This window comes from Pseudomonas sp. AC229 (genome assembly GCF_979254655.1).
The window spans coordinates 15731-36070 of record NZ_CEEDHK010000015.1; the positions used below are offsets into that span (position 1 = coordinate 15731).

Here is a 20340-nt window from a genome sequence, read left to right on the forward strand (position 1 = left end):
CGAATTAGCAACGCCAGCCACGGCTGAACCCTTGCCTGCCGAGAACCTGAACCATGTACAAACTTGAAGTCCAAGACCTGCATAAACGCTACGGCAGCCATGAAGTGCTCAAGGGCGTGTCGCTGGCCGCCAAGGCGGGCGATGTGATCAGCATCATCGGCTCCAGTGGTTCGGGCAAAAGTACCTTTCTGCGCTGCATCAACCTGCTCGAGCAGCCTCACGGCGGCAAGATTCTGCTCAATGGCGAAGAGTTGAAACTGGTGGCCAACAAGGAAGGCGCGCTGAAAGCCGCCGACCCCAAGCAACTGCAACGCATGCGCTCGCGCCTGTCGATGGTGTTTCAGCACTTCAACTTGTGGGCGCACATGACGGCGCTGGAAAACATCATCGAAGCCCCGGTGCATGTGCTCGGCGTGCCGAAAAAAGAAGCCATTGAAAAGGCCGAGCATTACCTGGCGAAAGTCGGTGTGGCCCATCGCAAAGATGCCTACCCGGCCCACATGTCTGGCGGCGAGCAGCAGCGCGTGGCCATCGCCCGCGCCCTGGCGATGGAGCCGGAAGTGATGCTGTTTGACGAGCCCACCTCGGCGCTTGACCCCGAGTTGGTCGGCGAAGTGCTGAAAGTGATGCAGGACCTGGCCCAAGAGGGGCGCACCATGGTTGTGGTCACCCACGAAATGGGTTTTGCTCGCGAAGTTTCCAACCAGTTGGTGTTTCTGCACAAAGGCGTGGTGGAAGAGCGCGGTTGCCCGAAGGAAGTGTTGGTCAATCCGCAGTCCGACCGTCTCAAGCAATTTCTTTCCGGCAGCTTGAAGTAAGCTTCAGCGCGGCTATTAACCTAAGACTGCTTCGTAGCAGCACAACCGGCCATGTGAATGCATGGCAACAGAGCCTAGACTGCCAGCCATGACTGCCCACCGAATCGGTTTTCTCCTCTGGCCCAACACCAAGGCCATGACTCTGGCTCTGGCCGAAGAAGCCTTGCGTGTCGCCCAGCGGGTGCACCCCGAAGTGGCCTATGAGCTGGTCTTTCTCCAGGCCGAGCCGGCCACCGAAGGCGCCTGGCGTCTGCCCGGCGAGCCGTGGGCCGGCAAGCTCGAAGGCTGCCAAAAACTTTTTCTGTTAGCGGATGAGCCGCCAGGGCATCTGGCCCCCGCGCTGTCCAGCGCACTGAAACAACTGGTGCGTGCCGGTTGCGTCATCGGGGGGTTGTCGGCCGGCGTGTACCCGCTGGCGCAACTCGGTTTGCTCGACGGCTACCGCGCCGCCGTGCATTGGCGCTGGCAAGACGACTTCACCGAACGCTTCCCCAAAGTCATCGCCACCAGCCATTTGTTCGACTGGGACCGCGACCGCCTCACCGCCTGTGGCGGCCTCGCCGTGCTGGATCTGCTGTTGGCCGTGCTGGCCCGTGACCACGGCGCCGAGCTGGCGGGCGCCGTGTCAGAAGAACTGGTGGTCGAGCGCATTCGCGAAGGCGGCGAGCGTCAGCGCATTCCCCTGCAAAACCGCCTCGGCTCCAGCCACCCCAAGCTGACCCAGGCCGTGCTGTTGATGGAAGCCAACATCGAAGAACCGCTGACCACTGACGAAATTGCCCAGCATGTTTGCGTGTCGCGCCGTCAGCTGGAACGCATCTTCAAGCAATACCTCAACCGCGTGCCGAGCCAGTACTACCTGGAACTACGCCTGAACAAAGCGCGCCAATTGCTGATGCAAACCAGCAAATCGATCATCCAGATCGGCCTCTCGTGCGGCTTCTCCTCTGGCCCGCACTTCTCCAGCGCCTACCGCAACTTCTTCGGTGCCACGCCCCGCGAAGACCGCAATCAACGGCGCAGCAGCAGCCCGTTTGAACTGAGCTCGATTCCTTCCGAACGCGGCTAATTTGCCCCGCAATTAAAAGCATCGCGGCTAAAGCCGCTCCCACAGGCAGCCCTCGTTCCATGTGCGAGCGGCTTTAGCCGCGATGCTGTTGACCTCGGATACCTGAAGGCGCCGTCGCTCGAGATCCCACAACCCCCGCTTCGATCATATTTCCGTCCCGCCGCCAACCCTGTTTAAACTGCGCCTCTGCGAACCTTTCTGTCGCAATTCGGAAAGCCGCGAAAAATCCGGGGTTGGCGCTATAAGAAGTTGTCGCATGCCGACAATGCCCTCCCCAAATCAGTCCCTACAATTCATTCCAACGCCGGCCTATGGGGTCGGCGGTCCTTGTCAGGAGAGCTTCGATGTCCGTTGAGCAAGTGCAGGTCCAGCGCGCCGATTTTGATCAGGTGATGGTGCCCAACTACGCCCCAGCCGCGTTTATTCCGGTGCGTGGCGAGGGCTCCCGAGTCTGGGATCAAAGCGGTCGAGAGCTGATCGACTTTGCTGGCGGCATTGCCGTGAACTCCTTGGGCCATGCGCACCCGGCGCTGGTCAAGGCACTCACCGAACAAGCCAACAAAATCTGGCACGTGTCCAACGTGTTCACCAACGAGCCGGCTTTGCGCCTGGCGCACAAGTTGGTCGACGCCACCTTTGCCGAACGCGTGTTCCTCGCCAACTCCGGCGCCGAGGCCAACGAGGCCGCTTTCAAGCTGGCTCGCCGTTATGCCAGCGATGTGTATGGCCCGGAAAAATTCGAAATTATCGCCGCCACCAACAGCTTTCACGGCCGCACGCTGTTCACCGTAACCGTGGGCGGGCAGCCGAAGTATTCCGATGGCTTCGGTCCGAAAATCGAAGGCATCACCCACGTTCCATTCAACGACCTGGCCGCCCTCAAAGCGGCCATCTCGGACAAAACCTGCGCCGTGGTGCTTGAGCCGGTACAAGGCGAGGGCGGTATTTTGCCGGCCGATAAAGCCTATCTGCAGGCCGTGCGTGAACTGTGCGACGCCCACAACGCGCTGCTGGTGTTCGATGAAGTGCAGAGCGGCATGGGCCGCAGCGGTGAGCTGTTCGCTTATATGAATTACGGCGTCACGCCCGACATTCTCACCAGTGCGAAAAGCCTGGGCGGCGGCTTCCCCATTGGCGCCATGCTCACCACCACTAAAATCGCCTCGCACCTGGCGGTTGGCGTACACGGCACCACATACGGTGGCAACCCGCTGGCATGCGCAGTCGCTGGCGCAGTGCTCGACGTGATCAACACGCCGGAAGTACTCAACGGCGTGAAAGCCAAGCACCAGCGTTTCCGAGCGCGCCTGGAAGCCATGGCGGCCAAGTACGGCATCTTCACCGAAGTGCGTGGCCTGGGCCTGTTGATTGGCGCCGCGCTCAGCGATGCCTGGAAAGGCAAAGCCAAAGACGTGCTCAACGCCGCTGAAAAAGAATGCGTAATGGTGCTGCAAGCCGGCCCGGACGTGGTGCGTTTCGCGCCAAGCCTGGTGATTCCGGACGCCGACATCGACGAAGGTCTCGACCGCTTCGAACGCGCCGTGGCCAAGCTGACCCAAGCCTGACGGCTGTACGCGGACGCTGATCTGCTTTTTGTAGGAGCGGCTTCAGCCGCGATGCTCTTAAAAGAGCACCGCGGCCAACCGCAGCGCCGAACCGGCCGCTCCTACAAAATTCGAGCCTTCAGCGTTTCCGCGTTTCAAATACCAAAGAGAATTTAAGGAGTAACACCATGCTGGTGATGCGCCCTGCGCAAATGGCTGACTTGGCGGACGTGCAACGTCTGGCTGCGGACAGCCCGGTTGGTGTTACTTCGCTGCCGGACGATGCCGGCCGGCTGGGCGATAAAATCGCCGCGTCGGAAGCGTCGTTCGCGGCCGAGGTGAGTTTCAACGGTGAAGAAAGCTATTTCTTCGTGCTGGAAGACACGGAAAACGGCCGCCTGGTCGGCTGTTCCGGCGTTGTGGCTTCGGCCGGTTATTCCGAGCCGTTCTACAGCTTCCGCAACGAAACCTTCGTACACGCCTCACGCTCGCTGTCGATCCACAACAAGATTCACGTGTTGTCGCTGTGCCACGACCTGACCGGCAACAGCCTGCTGACTAGCTTCTACGTTGAGCAGCCGCTAGTGGATTCGCCGTGGGCCGAGCTGAATTCGCGCGGCCGACTGCTGTTTGTGGCGAGCCACCCGGAGCGCTTTGCCGATGCGGTGGTGGTGGAAATTGTTGGCCATAGCGACGAGCAGGGCGACTCGCCGTTCTGGGACGCCGTGGGCCGCAACTTCTTCGACCTCAACTATGCCGAAGCCGAGCGACTGTGCGGGCTGAAGAGTCGGACCTTTCTGGCCGAGCTGATGCCGCATTACCCGATTTACGTGCCATTGCTCCCCGACGAAGCCCAGGAAGCCATGGGCCAAGTGCACCCGCGCGCGCAGATCACCTTCGACATTCTGATGCGCGAAGGTTTTGAAACCGACCACTACATCGACATCTTCGACGGCGGCCCGACGCTGCATGCGCGCACCTCGGGCATTCGCTCCATTGCGCAAAGTCGCGTGGTGCCGGCGCGTGTGGGCGAGCCTGGCAAAGGCCGCTTGTACCTGGTTGCCAATGGCCAGTTGCAGGATTTTCGCGCCGTGGTGGTTGAGCTGGATTGGGTGCCGGGCAAGCCGGTGAGCCTGAGTGCTGATGTTGCTGAGGCCTTGGGCGTCGGTGAGGGCGCGAGCGTGCGCCTGGTAGCGGTTTAAGAGGAATAGCCATGATCGTTCGTCCCGTGCGCAGTGCTGACTTGCCTGCCTTGATAGACCTGGCCCGCAGCACCGGCGCTGGCTTGACCACCTTGCCTGCCAACGAAGAGCGTCTGGCGCACCGCGTTGGCTGGGCGGAAAAGGCATTCCGTGGCGAGGCCACCCGCGCCGACGCCGACTACCTGTTTGTGCTGGAAGACGACGACGGCAAAGTCGTCGGCATTTCTGCCGTGGCCGGTGCCGTGGGCTTGCGTGAGCCTTGGTACAACTACCGCGTCGGCCTGACGGTGAGTGCTTCGCAAGAACTGAATATCTATCGCGAAATTCCGACGCTGTTCCTGGCCAACGACCTGACGGGCAATTCGGAACTGTGCTCGCTGTTTTTGCAGGCCGACCACCGCACCGGGCTCAATGGCCGGTTGCTATCCAAAGCACGCTTCCTGTTTATCGCCGAATTCCCGCAGCTGTTCGGCAACAAGCTGATCGCCGAAATGCGCGGCATGTCCGACGAACACGGGCGCTCGCCGTTCTGGGAAAGCCTGGGCCGGCACTTCTTCAAAATGGAGTTCTCTCGCGCCGACTACCTCACCGGTGTAGGCAACAAGGCGTTTATCGCCGAGCTGATGCCCAAGTTTCCGCTGTATACCTGCTTTCTCTCGGAAGAAGCGCGGGACATTATCGGTCGCGTGCACCCCGATACCGAGCCGGCGCTAAACATGCTCAAGGCCGAAGGCTTCAGCTATCAGGGCTACGTCGACATCTTCGACGCCGGCCCAGCTATCGAGGCGGAAACCAACAAGATTCGTGCGGTGCGCGACAGCCAGGCCCTGGTGCTGGCCATCGGCACGCCGGGCGACGACGCCACTACCTTCCTGATGCACAACCGCAAGCGCGAAGAGTGCCGTATCACCGCAGCGCCGGCGCGTTTGGCGGCAGGCACGCTGGTGGTCGATCAGGCCACGGCTAAACGCTTGCAACTCAAGGCGGGCGATCAGGTGCGTGCCGTACCGCTAGCGGTGGAAAACAAGGAGCTGAGCCGATGAGCAGCCATTACATTGCAGGCGCCTGGCAAGCCGGCGCGGGCGAGGCACTGGAGTCGTTGAACCCGGTGACACAAGCCGTGGTATGGACCGGTAAAGCGGCCACCGCGGCGCAGGTCGATGCCGCTGTGCAGGCCGCACGGGCTGCATTCCTGGCGTGGGCCACGCTGACATTGGACGAGCGCATTGCCGTGCTCGACCGTTTCGCCGCCACGCTGAAAGCGCGTGGCGATGAGCTGGCCCGCACGATTGGCGAGGAAACCGGCAAGCCGTTGTGGGAGTCGGCCACCGAGGTGACCAGCATGGTCAACAAGGTCGCCATTTCCGTTCAGAGCTACCGCGAGCGCACCGGCGAGAAAAGCGGCCCGCTGGCCGACGCCACCGCTGTGCTGCGCCACAAGCCGCATGGCGTAGTCGCCGTGTTTGGGCCCTATAACTTTCCCGGCCACTTGCCCAACGGCCATATCGTGCCGGCGCTGTTGGCAGGCAATGCCGTGGTGTTCAAGCCCAGTGAGCTGACGCCCAAGGTGGCTGAGTTGACGGCGCAGTGCTGGATCGAAGCGGGTCTGCCGGCAGGCGTGCTGAATCTGGTGCAAGGCGCTCGCGAAACCGGTGTTGCCCTGGCCGCTCATGCGGGCATCGACGGACTGTTTTTCACCGGCTCCAGCCGCACGGGCAATGTGCTGCATCAACAGTTTGCCGGCCGGCCGGACAAGATCCTGGCGCTGGAAATGGGCGGCAATAACCCGCTGGTGGTCGACGAAGTCAGCGACGTCGATGCCGCCGTGTACACCATTATTCAGTCGGCGTTTATTTCCGCTGGCCAGCGCTGCACCTGCGCGCGCCGCTTGCTGGTGCCGCAAGGCGAGTGGGGCGATGCGCTGCTGGCGCGGCTGGTTGCCGTGGCGGCGACGATTCAGGTCGGCGCGTTCGACGCACAGCCGGCGCCGTTTATGGGGTCGGTCATTTCTCTGGAAGCGGCTCGCCAGCTGCTCAAAGCCCAGGCGACTTTGCTCAATAACGGCGCCAGCGCCTTGCTGGCGATGACTCAGCCGCTGGAAAACGCCGCCTTGCTGACGCCCGGCATCATCGACGTCACGGCTGTGAGCGAACGCCCGGACGAAGAGTTTTTCGGTCCGTTGCTGCAAGTGATCCGTTACTCCGATTTTGCCGGCGCTATCGCTGAAGCCAACAACACGCAATATGGTCTGGCGGCCGGGTTGCTGTCCGATTCTGCCGAGCGCTATCAGCAGTTCTGGCTGCAAAGCCGCGCCGGTATCGTCAACTGGAACAAACAACTGACCGGGGCGGCGAGTTCGGCGCCGTTTGGCGGTGTGGGTGCCTCGGGCAACCATCGCGCCAGCGCCTATTACGCAGCGGATTACTGCGCGTATCCGGTCGCCTCGCTGGAAAGCGAACGCTTGAGTCTGCCTGCAACCCTGACCCCGGGAGTCAGCCTGTGACTGTCGCCAATAATAAAAACACTGCGTATGAAGTGAACTTCGATGGCCTGGTTGGCCCGACCCACAACTACGGCGGCTTGTCGTACGGCAATGTGGCGTCGCAAGGCAACAGCCAGCAGGTGTCCAACCCGAAGGTCGCGGCCAAGCAAGGCCTGGCGAAAATGAAAGCGCTGATGGAAATGGGCTTCAAGCAGGGCGTGTTGGCCCCGCAGGAACGCCCGGATGTTGCCGCGTTGCGCCGCATCGGTTTCACCGGCAGCGATGCCGAGGTGATTCAGCGCGCCGCCAAGGAAGCGATGCCGCTGCTGGTTGCCAGTTGCTCGGCCTCCAGCATGTGGACCGCCAACGCCGCCACCGTTAGCCCAAGTGCGGACACCCGCGACGGCAAGGTGCATTTCACCGCTGCCAACCTCAACTGCAAATTCCACCGCAGCCTCGAACACCCGACCACCAGCCGCATTCTCGGCGCGATGTTCGCCGACGAAGGCCATTTCGCCCATCACGCCGCCTTGCCCGCCGTTGCTCAATTCGGTGACGAAGGCGCGGCTAACCACACCCGTTTCTGCAAAGACTACGGCGATGCTGGCGTGGAATTTTTTGTGTTCGGCCGCAGCGCGTTCGATGCGCGCTATCCCGCCCCGCAACGCTACCCGGCGAGACAAACGCTAGAGGCCAGCCAGGCGGTGGCGCGTCTGCACGGTCTGGACGACGCCGGCGTGGTCTACGCCCAGCAGAACCCAGCCGTCATCGATCAGGGCGTGTTCCATAACGACGTGATCGCGGTCGGTAACGGTGAAGTGCTGTTCTATCACCAGGACGCATTCCTGGACACCGACAAGGCGCTGGCCGAGCTGCACGACAAACTGGGCCGCCGTGGCGGCCGTTTGCAGGCCGTGTGCGTGCCGCGCGATGCCGTCAGCGTTGAAGACGCCGTGCATTCCTACTTGTTCAACAGCCAGCTGTTGTCGCGCGCCGATGGCGGCATGTTGTTGATCGTGCCCGAGGAATGCCGCAACAACGAGCGCGTATGGCGTTACTTGTCGCGCCTGATCGCCGAAGACGGACCGATCCGAGACGTGCAGGTGTTCGATCTCAAGCAAAGCATGCAAAACGGCGGAGGTCCGGCCTGTTTGCGCTTGCGCGTGGCGCTTAAAGACCACGAACTGAACGCGGTAAACAGCGGCGTGATCATGACGCCCTCGCTGTACGACACGCTTAACGTGTGGGTCGACAAGCACTACCGCGACCGCATGGCCGAAAGCGACCTGGCCGATCCACAACTGCTCATCGAATGCCGTTCGGCATTGGATGAGCTCACGCAGATCCTTAAACTAGGCTCTGTGTACCCCTTCCAGCTTAATTAAGAGTGCCCTGACCATGTCCGATAGCCTGCAACTGATCCTCGAAGATACCGACGGCACCCAGCTGGAAACGTCCTGCACTCGCTTTGCCGTGATCTGGCAGGGCAAGGAAGTGTGGATTCAGCAAGACGGCCGCGGCCAACTGATCATCGGCGTCGACGTGGAGGAGGGCGACGAGGAATACGCCAACCTGCTGCTGCGCCCGCTGGCCACCAACCTGGTGAGCCTGGAGCTGGAAATGGAGCCGGCCGGCCAGATCGACGACGAAGACGGTCACGTGCACGGCCCGGACTGCAACCACTAAAACCGCTACACCAAGACGGAACTTACCCATGCTAGCCCTCGGCAAACTGCTGGAACTGACCCTGGTGGGCCGCGAGCCGGCCGCGAAGATTCAGCTGACGCCTGAGGGCGCTCGGTTGCGCTGGTTGGCCGAGGGGGCATTGGAGATTACGCCGCCGGCCGGCCAGGACAGCGGCCTGGACCTGCTGTTGTCCGCTGGCATTCACGGCAACGAAACCGCACCCATCGAACTGCTTGATCGCTTGCTGCACGGCATTGCCCGAGGCGAGTTGAAACCCCGCGCGCGCATTCTGTTTCTGCTCGGCAACCCCGAAGCCATGCGCAAGGGCGAGCGTTATATCGAGCAAGACATCAACCGTCTGTTCAACGGGCGTCATGAGCAGAGCAGTGGTTCCGAAGCCCTGCGCGCCTGTGAGCTGGAGCGCCTGAGCACCACATTTTTCAACCAGGCGCCCAGCGACTCGCCTCGCCAGCGCCTGCATTACGACCTGCATACAGCCATTCGCGGTTCAAAAATTGAGCAGTTCGCGCTGTATCCGTGGCGCGAGGGCTGCAAGCATTCAGTGACAGAATTGGCGCGCTTGAAGGCGGCAGGCGTGGCGGCCGTGCTACTGCAGAGCAAAGCGTCGATCACCTTCAGCGCGTTCACCTACGCGCAACTGAACGCCGAAGCCTTCACCCTGGAACTGGGCAAGGCACGCGCATTTGGGCAGAACGAGGCGGTGAATCTCGATGCGCTTGAGGAGCGCTTGCAGCGGCTGATCGAAAACAACGAACCGGCGCTCGATGACACGGATTTGGATGGCCTGCAGCTGTTTGCTGTCTCGCGGGAAATCATCAAACACAGCGACGACTTTCGTCTGAACCTGCCTGCCGACATCGAGAATTTCAGCGAGCTGCCTGTGGGCTATGTATTGGCCGAAGATATCGCGGGTATGCGCTGGATAGTGGAAGAGCAGGGCGCGCGAATTATTTTCCCGAACCCGAAAGTTAAAAACGGTTTGCGTGCCGGCATTCTGGTGGTGCCCACCAACGCTGACGCGTTGTAGTCGCCATTTAGTCGTAGAGCCCCTTGTCGCTATGGGACGCCTGCATTAGGGTCGACAGTCCGCCGTAAAGGAGAGCTGTTAATGCCCGTTATCGACTTGCGTAGCGACACCGTCACCCAGCCTACCGCCGGCATGCGCGAGGCCATGATGCAGGCCCCGGTCGGCGACGATGTTTACGGCGAAGACCCCACCGTAATACGACTGCAAAACTATCTGGCCGATAAGCTGGGCTTCGCCCAAGGCTTGTTCGTGCCCAGCGGCACCATGAGCAATCTGCTCGGCCTGATGGCGCACTGCGAGCGCGGCGACGAGTACATCGTTGGTCAGGAAGCGCACACCTATAAATATGAAGGCGGCGGCGCGGCGGTATTGGGCTCGATTCAGCCGCAGCCATTGCAGGTTGAAGCTGACGGCTCCCTCGACCTTGAGCGTGTAGCGGCCGCGATCAAACCCGACGATTTCCACTTTGCCCGCACCCGGTTATTGGCGCTGGAAAACACCATGCAGAGCAAAGTGCTGCCACTCAGTTACCTGGCGGCGGCACGCAGGCTTACCCACGAGCGAGGGCTGCAGCTGCATTTGGACGGCGCAAGGCTGTACAACGCAGCGGTGAAACAAGCGGTTGAAGCGCAGGAAATTACCCAATATTTCGATTCCGTTTCCGTGTGTTTGTCCAAAGGTCTCGGCGCGCCAATAGGCTCGGTGCTGCTGGGCAACGATCAACTCATCGACAAGGCGCGGCGCCTGCGCAAGATGGTCGGCGGCGGTATGCGCCAAGCCGGTATGCTTGCGGCGGCGGGGCTGTATGCCCTGGAGCATCAGGTGGCGCGTCTGGCTGATGACCACGCCAATGCCGCGGCCCTGGCGGCCGGATTGGTGGAGCTGGGGTATAGCGTCGAGCCGGTGCAAACGAATATGGTCTACGTGAAGATGACCGGGCGGGCCACCGCATTGAAAGCATTTATGGCCGAACGCGGCATCACCATTTCCGCTGCCGACCGTTTGCGTCTAGTCACCCACCTCGACGTCAGTCGCGATGATATTGGCCAGGTGATCGACGCGTTTGCCGCTTTTGCGCAAAAACAGTCCGGTTGAAACCTGTAACTGCTGTGGGGATTTCGACCGTGCGTGTGGGTGTGCCCAACGGCGCACCAATCGTTTTCATAGACCCCATAGCGACAAAGGCACTGTACCCCGGGGCCGAGGCCGATATAATGCGGCCCTTTGCCGGCCTAAAAGCGGTAGTTATTAGCCCTATCGCGCGCTGTACCTAATTAGATCGCCGCCTTTCCCGTGGAAAAAAATTGATGAAAAGCGCAGAAATCCGCGAAGCCTTCCTCCGCTTCTTCGAAGAACAGGGTCACACCCGTGTTGCTTCCAGCTCGCTCATTCCAGGCAACGACCCGACGCTGCTGTTCACCAACGCCGGCATGAACCAGTTCAAAGACTGCTTCCTCGGCCAGGAAAAGCGCGCTTACACCCGCGCGGTGAGCAGTCAGAAATGTGTGCGCGCCGGTGGCAAGCACAACGACCTGGAAAACGTCGGTTACACCGCACGGCACCACACCTTCTTCGAAATGCTCGGCAACTTCAGCTTTGGCGACTATTTCAAGCGCGACGCGATCAACTACGCCTGGCAATTCCTGACCTCGGAAAAGTGGCTGAACCTGCCCAAGGAAAAACTCTGGGTTACGGTGTACGCCAGCGACGACGAGGCCTACGACATCTGGACCAAAGAAGTCGGTGTGCCAGCTGAGCGCATGGTGCGTATTGGCGACAACAAGGGCGCGCCCTATGCGTCCGACAACTTCTGGACCATGGGCGACACCGGCCCGTGCGGACCCTGCACCGAGATTTTCTTCGACCACGGCGCTGACATCTGGGGCGGCCCACCCGGCTCGCCAGAAGAAGACGGCGACCGCTATATCGAAATCTGGAACAACGTTTTCATGCAGTTCAACCGCACTGCCGACGGCGTGCTGCACCCGTTACCAGCGCCGTCGGTAGACACTGGCATGGGCCTGGAACGCATCAGCGCCGTGCTGCAACACGTGCACTCGAACTATGAAATCGACTTGTTCCAAAGCCTGCTGGCCGCCTGCGCCAAGGCCATTGGTTGTGCCAACGACGATCAGCCGTCGCTGAAAGTGGTGGCTGACCACATTCGGTCTTGCGGTTTCCTGATCGCCGATGGCGTGACGCCGTCGAACGAAGGCCGTGGTTATGTGTTGCGCCGCATCATTCGACGCGCCTGCCGTCACGGCAACAAGCTGGGCGCCAAAGGCAGCTTCTTCTATCAGATCGTTGCCGCGCTGGTCGCGGAAATGGGCGACGCCTTTCCGGAACTCAAGCAGCAACAAGCGCACATTGAGCGCGTGCTGAAAACCGAAGAAGAGCAATTCGCCAAAACCCTCGAGCAGGGCCTGAAAATTCTTGAGCAGGATCTGGCGGAGCTGAAAGGCACCGTCATTCCAGGCGAAGTGATTTTCAAACTGTATGACACCTTCGGTTTCCCGATGGACCTGACAGGCGACATCGCCCGTGAGCGCGAGCTGACTCTGGACGAAGCCGGTTTCGAGCGTGAGATGGAAGCTCAGCGCGAGCGCGCTCGCAAAGGCAGCTCGTTCGGCTTGGACTACAACAGTCTGGTTAAAGTCGACAGCGAAACCGTATTCCTTGGCTACAAAGCCACGTCGGGCGACGCCAAAGTGCTGGCCCTGTTCAAGGCCGGCCAGGCGGTCGATACGCTGGGCGCAGGCGAGGAGGGCGTTGTGGTGCTGGACCAGACGCCGTTCTACGCCGAATCCGGCGGTCAGATTGGCGACTGCGGTTATCTGCAAGCAGCCGGCGTGCGCTTTGATGTGCGCGATACCACCAAGACCGGCGGCGCGTTCCTGCATCACGGCGTGGTCACCGAAGGCAGCCTGAAAGTGGGCGCGGCCATCGAATCGCATGTCGAAGCTGACGTGCGCCAGGCCACCGCACTTAACCACTCGGCCACGCACTTGCTGCACGCCGCATTGCGTCAGGTGCTGGGCGACCATGTTCAACAGAAAGGCTCGTTGGTTGACAGTCAGCGTCTACGCTTCGACTTCAGCCACTTCGAAGCCATCAAGCCTGAACAGATCAAGGCGCTGGAAGACATCGTCAACGCGGAAATCCGTAAAAACACTGCCGTCGAGACCGAAGAAACCGACATCGAAACCGCCAAGAACAAAGGGGCCATGGCCCTGTTCGGCGAGAAGTACGGCGACAACGTGCGCGTGTTGAGCATGGGCGGCAGCTTCTCGGTAGAGCTGTGCGGCGGCATTCATGCCTCGCGCACCGGCGATATCGCGCTGTTCAAAATCACCAGCGAAGGCGGCGTCGCCGCTGGGGTGCGCCGTATTGAAGCGGTCACGGGTGCCGCCGCGCTGGCCTATCTGAACAGTGCCGAAGAGCAACTTAAAGAAGCGGCCGTGCTGGTTAAAGGCAACCGCGACAACCTGCTGGACAAGCTCGGCGGTCTGGTGGAACGCAACCGTCAGCTGGAAAAAGAACTCGAGCAGCTTAAAGCCAAAGCCGCCAGCGCGGCCGGCGACGATTTGTCGGGTTCGGCAGTAGAAGTGAAAGGCGTGAAGGTACTCGCCCATCGTCTGGATGGCATGGACGGCAAAGCGCTGTTGGCGCTGGTCGACCAGCTGAAGAACAAACTCGGCCGCGCAGTGATCCTGCTCGGCGGGGTGAGCGATGACAAAGTTGTGTTGGTCGCAGGCGTTACCCAGGACCTGACCGCGCAGCTCAAGGCTGGTGATTTGATGAAGCAGGCCGCTCAAGCGGTCGGCGGCAAGGGCGGCGGTCGCCCGGACATGGCCCAGGGCGGCGGCGTCGATGCCGGTGCGCTGGACGCCGCGCTGGCATTGACCGTGCCTTTCGTCGAACAGGGTCTATAACGCTCGCCCGACAATGCCGCCTGCTGCCCGGCAGGCACAGGCATTGGGGTGAGGCGACTGATTAATGAGGGGCTGAGGCAGCTGCAAATGGCTTTGATCGTACAGAAGTTTGGGGGCACCTCCGTCGGCACCGTCGAGCGTATCGAGCAGGTAGCCGAGAAGGTCAAGAAATTCCACGAAGCCGGGACAGACCTGGTGATCGTGCTGTCGGCCATGAGCGGTGAAACCAACCGCCTGATCGACTTGGCCAAGCAGATTAGCGACCAACCGGTTCCCCGTGAGCTGGACGTTATGGTGTCTACCGGTGAGCAGGTCACCATCGCCCTGTTGGCCATGGCCCTGATTAAACGCGGTGTGCCGGCGGTGTCGTACACCGGTAACCAAGTGCGCATTCTCACCGACAGCGCTCACAACAAAGCGCGCATTCTGCAGATTGACGATCAGAAGATTCGCGCCGATCTCAAGGCCGGGCGTGTGGTTGTAGTGGCCGGTTTCCAGGGCGTGGACGAGCAGGGCAACATCACCACGCTCGGTCGCGGCGGCTCGGACACCACCGGTGTCGCACTGGCTGCTGCATTGAAGGCCGATGAGTGCCAGATCTATACCGACGTCGACGGTGTTTACACCACCGACCCACGTGTCGTGCCGCAAGCGCGTCGTCTGGACAAGATCACCTTCGAAGAAATGCTGGAAATGGCCAGCCTGGGTTCAAAGGTGTTGCAGATTCGTTCGGTGGAATTCGCCGGCAAGTACAACGTCCCGCTGCGCGTGCTGCACAGCTTCCAAGAGGGTCCGGGCACCCTTATTACTATTGATGAAGAGGAATCCATGGAACAGCCGATCATCTCCGGCATCGCCTTCAACCGCGACGAAGCCAAGCTGACCATCCGTGGCGTGCCGGATATCCCAGGTGTTGCTTTCAAAATTCTCGGCCCAATCAGCGCCGCGAACATTGAGGTGGACATGATCGTGCAGAACGTCGCGCACGATAACACCACCGATTTCACCTTCACCGTGCACCGCAACGACTACCAAAACGCCCAGCAAGTGCTGGAGCAGACGGCGCGTGAGATCAATGCGCGTGAAGTCAGCGGTGACTTGAAGATTGCCAAGGTTTCGATCGTTGGTGTTGGTATGCGCTCTCATGCGGGTGTCGCTAGCCGTATGTTCGAGGCACTGGCCAAAGAGAGCATCAACATCCAGATGATCTCGACGTCTGAAATCAAGGTGTCGGTGGTCATCGAAGAGAAATACCTGGAACTGGCGGTACGTGCATTGCACACCGCGTTCGAGCTCGACGCGCCGGCGCGACAAGGCGAATAAGCGTTTATTCGAAAGGCGCGGTTGATTCCGCGCCTTTTGTCTTTTTGGCGGGGTAGGTGGAACTTTCTTTCTGCCTACACTAGTCAATACTTGGGTGACGGCAGCGGGGTGGTTGATATGCACCGCTGCCGTCGCCATTTTAATTTTGCAGACTGTCTAGTTGTCCTGAACTGTAATCCGTAAGGAGAAAGGGAATGCTGATTCTGACTCGCCGGGTCGGAGAGACCCTGATGGTAGGTGATGATGTCACTGTCACCGTGTTGGGCGTTAAAGGTAACCAGGTGCGAATCGGCGTCAATGCGCCAAAGGAAGTTGCCGTGCACCGGGAAGAAATTTACCAGCGCATCCAGAAAGAGAAGGACCAAGAACCAAGCCACTAATTTTTATCAATTTTTGGCTTTGCAAACGGGGAAAACATGGATATCATGCGCCCCGTGTTGCGGAGAGGTGGCCGAGTGGCCGAAGGCGCTCCCCTGCTAAGGGAGTACACCTCAAAAGGGTGTCGGGGGTTCGAATCCCCCCTTCTCCGCCATTAATTTCGACGAAATTGATGTTCTGGGGTTTGACGTTAAGTCGTTGAAATTACTGGAAAAATTGATTGAAAATCAATTTCGAAGCTTTATAATTTGCTCCGCAAATGCACTCATAGCTCAGCTGGATAGAGTACTCGGCTACGAACCGAGCGGTCGGAGGTTCGAATCCTCCTGAGTGCACCATTTAAGCAGCCTGATTTGTTGTTAAAACAAGTCGGTTATTTAAAGTCAGAGATGTAACTCGAGAGTCTCTGAATGTTATGAAAGTTGTAATTTGCACTCATAGCTCAGCTGGATAGAGTACTCGGCTACGAACCGAGCGGTCGGAGGTTCGAATCCTCCTGAGTGCACCATATTTGAAGGGCCTGCAGACATGCAGGCCCTTTTTTATTGCCTACGATTTTACGCAGCCATCGGCATCGAAACTTATGGTGCGCTTGCGGCCGCTGTGTTTATCGACATAGTTGAAGCGCACCTTGCCGTTTTGACTGCTGATGCTGTCTGGCTTGCCCAGCATGCTCTGAACGTCCGCCTGGTTCATGCCGGCGCGTGCCTCCTTGTTAATCATCGCCTTGCGCCGCGCTGCTGGCGTAAGCACATTGCCGCAACCGTCCTCCCGTATCCCTATGCCTGCGACAGCGGACCCTTGTTGGGTTGTGCGCGGCAGTTTTCCGCTCACAACTTTCTTCGCTTTTTTCGTAGGTTGGGCGGCTGCTGAGCTTTCAGATTCAGTGCCCGGCATATCGAGCGCTTCACTAATCGAGCCATGCTCCGGTGAGCAGCCAAGTTGGGTGAAGGTGACGTTGCCATTTTCGTCTTGGCAGCGGTGGACCGTGGCGCTAAAGGAAATAGCAGGGCAGGAAATAAGTACAAGCGTAATGAGTGCAAGCATGAGATGCATGGGGTGTCCTCCGTGACAGAAGTCGCCACCCTAACGCGTAAATTTTCCTCGGTCTGCAGTGCCCCATAGCGCTTCCAAAGCGTCGTACACACGATTCAGAAGAAACCTAGCTTTGTGGCGCAAGCACTTGTTCTTGCCTAGATTTTGTCGCATGCAAAGACAAGGCACAGTGGTATCATTTGCCAGTCAGCCTCGCCGAGGCTTATGGATTGCCATCATGGACTTACCCAGTAGTAGCTCAAAACCTCGCTTTACCAATCAAGAATTGACTGATTGATCCCTTTGGCGCGCTCTGCCGCTGGGGGTGGAGTGTGCTATGACAGAAGTAGAAGCAAAAAAGCCGCAAGAAAGCCTGCAGGACCGACTTGCTCAGGTCGTTGAACTGCTGCACCGGCACCGGCTTGTTGAAGACCTGACCCACCGTCAGGAAGGCCAGAATCAGGAGCGCGTAGAGAGCCTGGTTCACCGGCAGAATCTCGCCGAGTTGCAACGCAAGCTCGACGACCTGCACTCCGCCGACGTTGCCCATATTCTCGAAGCGCTGCCGCTCGATGACCGTCTGACCGTCTGGCAGTTGGTCAAAGCCGAGCGCGACGGCGACATTCTTCTCGAAGTATCCGACTCCGTTCGTGAAACGCTGATCGCCGACATGGACGATCACGAGATTCTCGCGGCCGCCAAGGACATGGATGCCGACGAGCTGGCTGACCTCGCGCCAGAACTGCCGCGTGACGTTGTGCACGAGCTGATGGAAACCCTTGACGCCCAGCAACGCGAACGCGTGCGGTCGGCGTTGTCTTACGAGGAAGACCAGGTCGGCGCGCTGATGGACTTCGAGATGGTCACCATCCGCGAAGATGTGAGCCTGGAAGTGGTGCTGCGTTATCTGCGCCGCCTTAAAGAATTGCCTGGCCATACCGACAAGCTGTTCGTGGTTGACTACGACGGTGTGCTCAAGGGTGTGCTGCCGATCAAGCGATTGCTGGTGAATGATCCGGACAAGCAAGTTGCCGAAGTCATGGCCGATGATCCGGTGAGCTTCCACCCGGACGAAGATGCCTACGACGCCGCGCAAGCTTTTGAGCGTTACGACCTTATTTCTGCGCCCGTTGTGGATAAGAACGGCAAGCTCATCGGTCGTCTGACCATCGACGAAATGGTCGACTTGATTCGCGAAGAAAGCGAAACCGAAGTCTTGAACATGGCGGGTCTGCGGGAGGAAGAAGACATCTTCGCCTCGGTGTGGAAATCGCTGCGCAACCGTTGGGCTTGGCTGGCGATCAATCTAATCACCGCGTTTATCGCATCCCGCGTGATCGGGTTGTTTGAAGGTTCTATCGAGAAACTGGTGGCATTGGCGGCGCTGATGCCGATTGTGGCGGGCATCGGTGGTAACTCGGGTAATCAGACCATCACCATGATTGTTCGCGCGATGGCGCTGGACCAAGTGAGCACTGGCAACACGTCGCGCTTGATGCGCAAGGAATTGGCGGTTTCGCTGTTTAACGGCGTGGTGTGGGGGGGCGTGATCGGGGTGGTTGCCTACATGTTGTACGGCAGTTGGTCGCTAGGCATTGTGATGACGGCGGCCATGACGCTCAACCTGCTGCTAGCCGCGCTAATGGGTGTGCTCATTCCCATGACGCTGACGCGCATGGGGCGCGATCCGGCGCTAGGCTCCAGTGTCATGATTACTGCCGTTACCGACAGCGGTGGCTTCTTTATCTTCCTGGGGCTCGCTACGTTGTTTCTCTTGTAAGCCCTCAAATCGCAGACATAAAAAAACCGCCATTGGCGGTTTTTTTATGGAGGCTTGTTACCTGAAACTGTCCGGCCGACTTAGGCTTCTTCTGCTTCAGCGTTCATCTCGGCATCGTGAGCGATCAAAGCGACCAAGGCATTTTGCTGACGCCGGGACAGTTGGCGAAACCGTTGCAGCAGCTCGCGCTCATGCAGGGAAAGTTCCGGTCTATCCAAGCGCATGCTCAGGTCTTCGTCCAGCGAGCCTTCCTGGAGCATGCTCTGTTCCAGGCGAGCGATGATCTCGGAATTCATGCTGCGGTGATGATTACGCGCTACATCCGCGATGCGCTCGCGCATGCCATCGGGTAAGCGAACGACGAACTTGTCAGCCGTACGGCTGGAATAAATAGCCTGTTTCATAGGGCGCATACATTTAAACCGGTTAGTTCAGGGAAGCGATGCTGGCACTTGGCTGCATGATTGTCACCGGTTTGACCATCATTAGCACTAGCCGTTCAACGGGAGGGCAATTATCCCCTGTTGACCCTTGAGTCGCTGCATCAGTTATTTGACGCCAAATCTGTGTCGCAGTTTGAACTCGCTAGCGGCTTTGTGCCAGCACCAACTGTCGAAAATGCGTGCCATTTGTCAAAGTGGATCGTTCTGGCACGGAAGTACTGTGCATTTAAGCCCATGTTTGCCTTGTCGTCATACAACTTGTCGGCATTGGTGAGGAGTTTCACGATTTGCTTGCCCAGTCTGAGACGTGATCGGGCAAGATTGCGGCTCCGTCGACTCAGTGCGGCATTAGCGCTAGGCATTTGTAATGAGGTGATGTAGATGGGCGCGTTGGTTTACCTGATGGGGCCGTCGGGTTCTGGCAAAGACAGCTTGTTGCAGGCCGCTGCTGGAGAGCTTGAGGCGCACGGTTGCCGCCTGGTGCGGCGGGTGATCACCCGTTCAGCCGAAGCGGTAGGCGAAGACGCCGAGGCCGTTACGCCAGAACGGTTCGAACACTTGGAGGCGCAAGGTGCGTTTGCCATGAGTTGGCGCGCCAACGGCCTCGCCTATGGCATTCCAGCCCAGATCGACACGTGGTTGGCCGATGGCGACAACGTGGTCGTCAACGGCTCGCGCGCTTACTTGCCTGAAGCTCGCCGCCGCTATCCCAACCTTCTCGCTGTGCTACTGACAGTCGAGCCGGCGATTCTGCGCCAACGTCTCCTGGCTCGCGGTCGTGAAACGCTCGCTGAAATTGACGCCCGCCTGGCCCGCAGCGCCCACATTCAGCCCGCCGCAGAAGCTGAGGGGCTGCATATGCTCGACAACTCCGGCGCCCTGGCGATCACCGTGTCCGCGTTGTTGCGTCTAATCGCCGCCCCGCGCAGTTAAACCAGGTCCAGGGGCAGCTCGGTGGTGCGCTTCACTTCGCTCATGGCGATGTTCGAGTGGGCTTCCAATACATGCGGGCGCTGCAACAACTGGTCGCGTAGAAAACGCTCGTAGCTGGCGATGTCTTTGGCCACCACCTTAAGCAAGTAATCGGAGCCGCCAGCCATGGTGAAACACTCCAGCACTTGCGGATAACCCACGATCGCCTCCTCAAACTCCGTGAGGTTGTTGCGCCCGTGGGCAGACAGCTTGATGTTGACGAAGACGGTGATGGAGAAGCCTAGCAGCGTCGGATTTAGCAGTGCGACCTTTCGCTCGATCAAGCCTTCTTCCTGCATGCGGTGAATCCGCCGCCAGCAGGGCGACTGGGATAGCTCAACCTTTTCGGCGATCTCGGCTGCAGACAAATCAGCGTTGTGCTGCAGCAGGCGCAAAATCTTCCGGTCGATGGGGCTCAGGGCGCTTTGCATTAGTCAGTCTCTTTTATTGTTTTTCCTGAATAACTCATGCGCAAGAGTGGCGCGAAGACCCGAAAATAGAAAGAAAAAATCGGAACCGTCCGGTCATATTCTTAGCCATGTGCCTCGGCAGAAATCCTGCCGTTAGCCAAAGTAGGGAGGCTTTACCGTAGCCGCCCAGGTCGCCATAAAAATAACAGGAGCGCCCG

The 20340-nt window shown here is 59.4% G+C and carries 18 protein-coding genes, 3 tRNA genes and 1 pseudogene; 19 read left to right on the forward strand and 3 right to left on the reverse strand.

Annotated elements, in window-relative coordinates; all coding sequences use genetic code 11:
* Window positions 1-53: 53 nt before the first annotated feature.
* From aotP to AC0IW7_RS19895, 16 genes are all read left to right on the forward strand, one after another.
* On the forward strand, window positions 54-818 hold the full coding sequence (gene aotP / locus AC0IW7_RS19820) for an arginine/ornithine transport ATP-binding protein AotP (RefSeq protein WP_122451803.1): 765 nt from the start codon (window positions 54-56) through the stop codon (window positions 816-818).
* A gap of 88 nt (window positions 819-906) precedes the next feature.
* Complete coding sequence (gene argR / locus AC0IW7_RS19825; protein ID WP_122492566.1) at window positions 907-1887, forward strand: transcriptional regulator ArgR; 981 nt, start codon at window positions 907-909, stop codon at window positions 1885-1887.
* A gap of 344 nt (window positions 1888-2231) precedes the next feature.
* The gene (locus tag AC0IW7_RS19830; RefSeq protein WP_463382043.1) at window positions 2232-3452 is read left to right on the forward strand and encodes an aspartate aminotransferase family protein; all 1221 of its coding nucleotides are present in this window, start codon (window positions 2232-2234) and stop codon (window positions 3450-3452) included.
* A gap of 167 nt (window positions 3453-3619) precedes the next feature.
* Complete coding sequence (gene aruF / locus AC0IW7_RS19835; RefSeq protein WP_471820302.1) at window positions 3620-4633, forward strand: arginine/ornithine succinyltransferase subunit alpha; 1014 nt, start codon at window positions 3620-3622, stop codon at window positions 4631-4633.
* Between the two features lie 11 nt (window positions 4634-4644).
* Window positions 4645-5676 carry an arginine N-succinyltransferase gene (gene astA, locus AC0IW7_RS19840; RefSeq protein ID WP_122492563.1) on the forward strand — a complete coding sequence of 344 codons (1032 nt, stop codon included), beginning with the start codon at window positions 4645-4647 and terminating at the stop codon, window positions 5674-5676.
* Window positions 5673-7136, forward strand: a complete 1464-nt coding sequence (astD, locus tag AC0IW7_RS19845) for a succinylglutamate-semialdehyde dehydrogenase (protein WP_471820304.1) — start codon at window positions 5673-5675, stop codon at window positions 7134-7136. The genes astA and astD overlap by 4 nt, the downstream gene beginning before the upstream one ends.
* Window positions 7133-8500: an N-succinylarginine dihydrolase gene (astB, locus tag AC0IW7_RS19850; protein WP_471820306.1), complete on the forward strand. Its 1368-nt coding sequence runs from the start codon at window positions 7133-7135 to the stop codon at window positions 8498-8500. The genes astD and astB overlap by 4 nt, the downstream gene beginning before the upstream one ends.
* A gap of 13 nt (window positions 8501-8513) precedes the next feature.
* The gene (locus AC0IW7_RS19855) at window positions 8514-8801 is read left to right on the forward strand and encodes a topoisomerase II (protein WP_108097275.1); all 288 of its coding nucleotides are present in this window, start codon (window positions 8514-8516) and stop codon (window positions 8799-8801) included.
* A gap of 28 nt (window positions 8802-8829) precedes the next feature.
* Window positions 8830-9849, forward strand: coding sequence for a succinylglutamate desuccinylase (gene astE / locus AC0IW7_RS19860; protein ID WP_471820308.1), 1020 nt, complete (start codon window positions 8830-8832; stop codon window positions 9847-9849).
* An 81-nt stretch (window positions 9850-9930) separates the two neighbouring features.
* A complete protein-coding gene (gene ltaE, locus AC0IW7_RS19865; RefSeq protein WP_471820310.1) occupies window positions 9931-10944 on the forward strand; it encodes a low-specificity L-threonine aldolase in 1014 nt (337 codons plus the stop codon).
* 212 nt (window positions 10945-11156) lie between these two features.
* Window positions 11157-13781 carry an alanine--tRNA ligase gene (gene alaS / locus AC0IW7_RS19870; protein WP_471820312.1) on the forward strand — a complete coding sequence of 875 codons (2625 nt, stop codon included), beginning with the start codon at window positions 11157-11159 and terminating at the stop codon, window positions 13779-13781.
* A gap of 87 nt (window positions 13782-13868) precedes the next feature.
* The gene (locus AC0IW7_RS19875; RefSeq protein ID WP_122492557.1) at window positions 13869-15104 is read left to right on the forward strand and encodes an aspartate kinase; all 1236 of its coding nucleotides are present in this window, start codon (window positions 13869-13871) and stop codon (window positions 15102-15104) included.
* 194 nt (window positions 15105-15298) lie between these two features.
* Window positions 15299-15484, forward strand: coding sequence for a carbon storage regulator CsrA (csrA, locus tag AC0IW7_RS19880; protein ID WP_003283978.1), 186 nt, complete (start codon window positions 15299-15301; stop codon window positions 15482-15484).
* 61 nt (window positions 15485-15545) lie between these two features.
* A tRNA-Ser gene (locus AC0IW7_RS19885) sits at window positions 15546-15636 on the forward strand.
* Window positions 15637-15743: 107 nt separating this feature from the next.
* Window positions 15744-15820, forward strand: a tRNA-Arg gene (locus AC0IW7_RS19890).
* Window positions 15821-15913: 93 nt separating this feature from the next.
* Window positions 15914-15990 (forward strand) — tRNA-Arg (locus AC0IW7_RS19895).
* Window positions 15991-16031: 41 nt separating this feature from the next.
* Here AC0IW7_RS19895 and AC0IW7_RS19900 read toward each other — a convergent pair.
* Window positions 16032-16538 (reverse strand): DUF4124 domain-containing protein, encoded by a 507-nt coding sequence (locus AC0IW7_RS19900; RefSeq protein WP_471820314.1) that lies wholly within the window; start codon window positions 16536-16538, stop codon window positions 16032-16034.
* 316 nt (window positions 16539-16854) lie between these two features.
* Between AC0IW7_RS19900 and mgtE the strand changes: the two genes are divergently transcribed.
* A complete protein-coding gene (gene mgtE, locus AC0IW7_RS19905) occupies window positions 16855-18297 on the forward strand; it encodes a magnesium transporter (RefSeq protein WP_122492555.1) in 1443 nt (480 codons plus the stop codon).
* Window positions 18298-18377: 80 nt separating this feature from the next.
* Here the strand turns inward: mgtE and AC0IW7_RS19910 are convergent, their stop codons facing one another.
* Window positions 18378-18710, reverse strand: coding sequence for an Arc family DNA-binding protein (locus AC0IW7_RS19910; protein WP_122451789.1), 333 nt, complete (start codon window positions 18708-18710; stop codon window positions 18378-18380).
* Window positions 18711-18898: 188 nt separating this feature from the next.
* Here AC0IW7_RS19910 and AC0IW7_RS19915 point away from each other — a divergent pair.
* Window positions 18899-18970, forward strand: a pseudogene (locus AC0IW7_RS19915) (DUF5363 family protein); the annotation flags it as partial.
* Between the two features lie 151 nt (window positions 18971-19121).
* A complete protein-coding gene (gene phnN, locus AC0IW7_RS19920) occupies window positions 19122-19673 on the forward strand; it encodes a phosphonate metabolism protein/1,5-bisphosphokinase (PRPP-forming) PhnN (RefSeq protein ID WP_471820316.1) in 552 nt (183 codons plus the stop codon).
* Here phnN and AC0IW7_RS19925 read toward each other — a convergent pair.
* Window positions 19670-20143, reverse strand: a complete 474-nt coding sequence (locus AC0IW7_RS19925; RefSeq protein ID WP_463541501.1) for an Lrp/AsnC family transcriptional regulator — start codon at window positions 20141-20143, stop codon at window positions 19670-19672. The genes phnN and AC0IW7_RS19925 overlap by 4 nt on opposite strands.
* Between the last annotated feature and the right edge of the window lie 197 nt (window positions 20144-20340).

Excerpts from the sequence above, each read along its gene's own strand:
- aotP (WP_122451803.1), top strand. The coding sequence starts at position 54 with ATGTACAAACTTGAAGTCCAAGACCTGCATAAACGCTACGGCAGCCAT.
- argR (WP_122492566.1), top strand. The coding sequence starts at position 907 with ATGACTGCCCACCGAATCGGTTTTCTCCTCTGGCCCAACACCAAGGCC.
- AC0IW7_RS19830 (WP_463382043.1), top strand. The coding sequence starts at position 2,232 with ATGTCCGTTGAGCAAGTGCAGGTCCAGCGCGCCGATTTTGATCAGGTG.
- aruF (WP_471820302.1), top strand. The coding sequence starts at position 3,620 with ATGCTGGTGATGCGCCCTGCGCAAATGGCTGACTTGGCGGACGTGCAA.
- astA (WP_122492563.1), top strand. The coding sequence starts at position 4,645 with ATGATCGTTCGTCCCGTGCGCAGTGCTGACTTGCCTGCCTTGATAGAC.
- astD (WP_471820304.1), top strand. The coding sequence starts at position 5,673 with ATGAGCAGCCATTACATTGCAGGCGCCTGGCAAGCCGGCGCGGGCGAG.
- AC0IW7_RS19855 (WP_108097275.1), top strand. The coding sequence starts at position 8,514 with ATGTCCGATAGCCTGCAACTGATCCTCGAAGATACCGACGGCACCCAG.
- astE (WP_471820308.1), top strand. The coding sequence starts at position 8,830 with ATGCTAGCCCTCGGCAAACTGCTGGAACTGACCCTGGTGGGCCGCGAG.
- ltaE (WP_471820310.1), top strand. The coding sequence starts at position 9,931 with ATGCCCGTTATCGACTTGCGTAGCGACACCGTCACCCAGCCTACCGCC.
- alaS (WP_471820312.1), top strand. The coding sequence starts at position 11,157 with ATGAAAAGCGCAGAAATCCGCGAAGCCTTCCTCCGCTTCTTCGAAGAA.
- AC0IW7_RS19875 (WP_122492557.1), top strand. The coding sequence starts at position 13,869 with ATGGCTTTGATCGTACAGAAGTTTGGGGGCACCTCCGTCGGCACCGTC.
- csrA (WP_003283978.1), top strand. The coding sequence starts at position 15,299 with ATGCTGATTCTGACTCGCCGGGTCGGAGAGACCCTGATGGTAGGTGAT.
- AC0IW7_RS19900 (WP_471820314.1), bottom strand. The coding sequence starts at position 16,538 with ATGCATCTCATGCTTGCACTCATTACGCTTGTACTTATTTCCTGCCCT.
- mgtE (WP_122492555.1), top strand. The coding sequence starts at position 16,855 with ATGACAGAAGTAGAAGCAAAAAAGCCGCAAGAAAGCCTGCAGGACCGA.
- AC0IW7_RS19910 (WP_122451789.1), bottom strand. The coding sequence starts at position 18,710 with ATGCGCCCTATGAAACAGGCTATTTATTCCAGCCGTACGGCTGACAAG.
- phnN (WP_471820316.1), top strand. The coding sequence starts at position 19,122 with ATGGGCGCGTTGGTTTACCTGATGGGGCCGTCGGGTTCTGGCAAAGAC.
- AC0IW7_RS19925 (WP_463541501.1), bottom strand. The coding sequence starts at position 20,143 with ATGCAAAGCGCCCTGAGCCCCATCGACCGGAAGATTTTGCGCCTGCTG.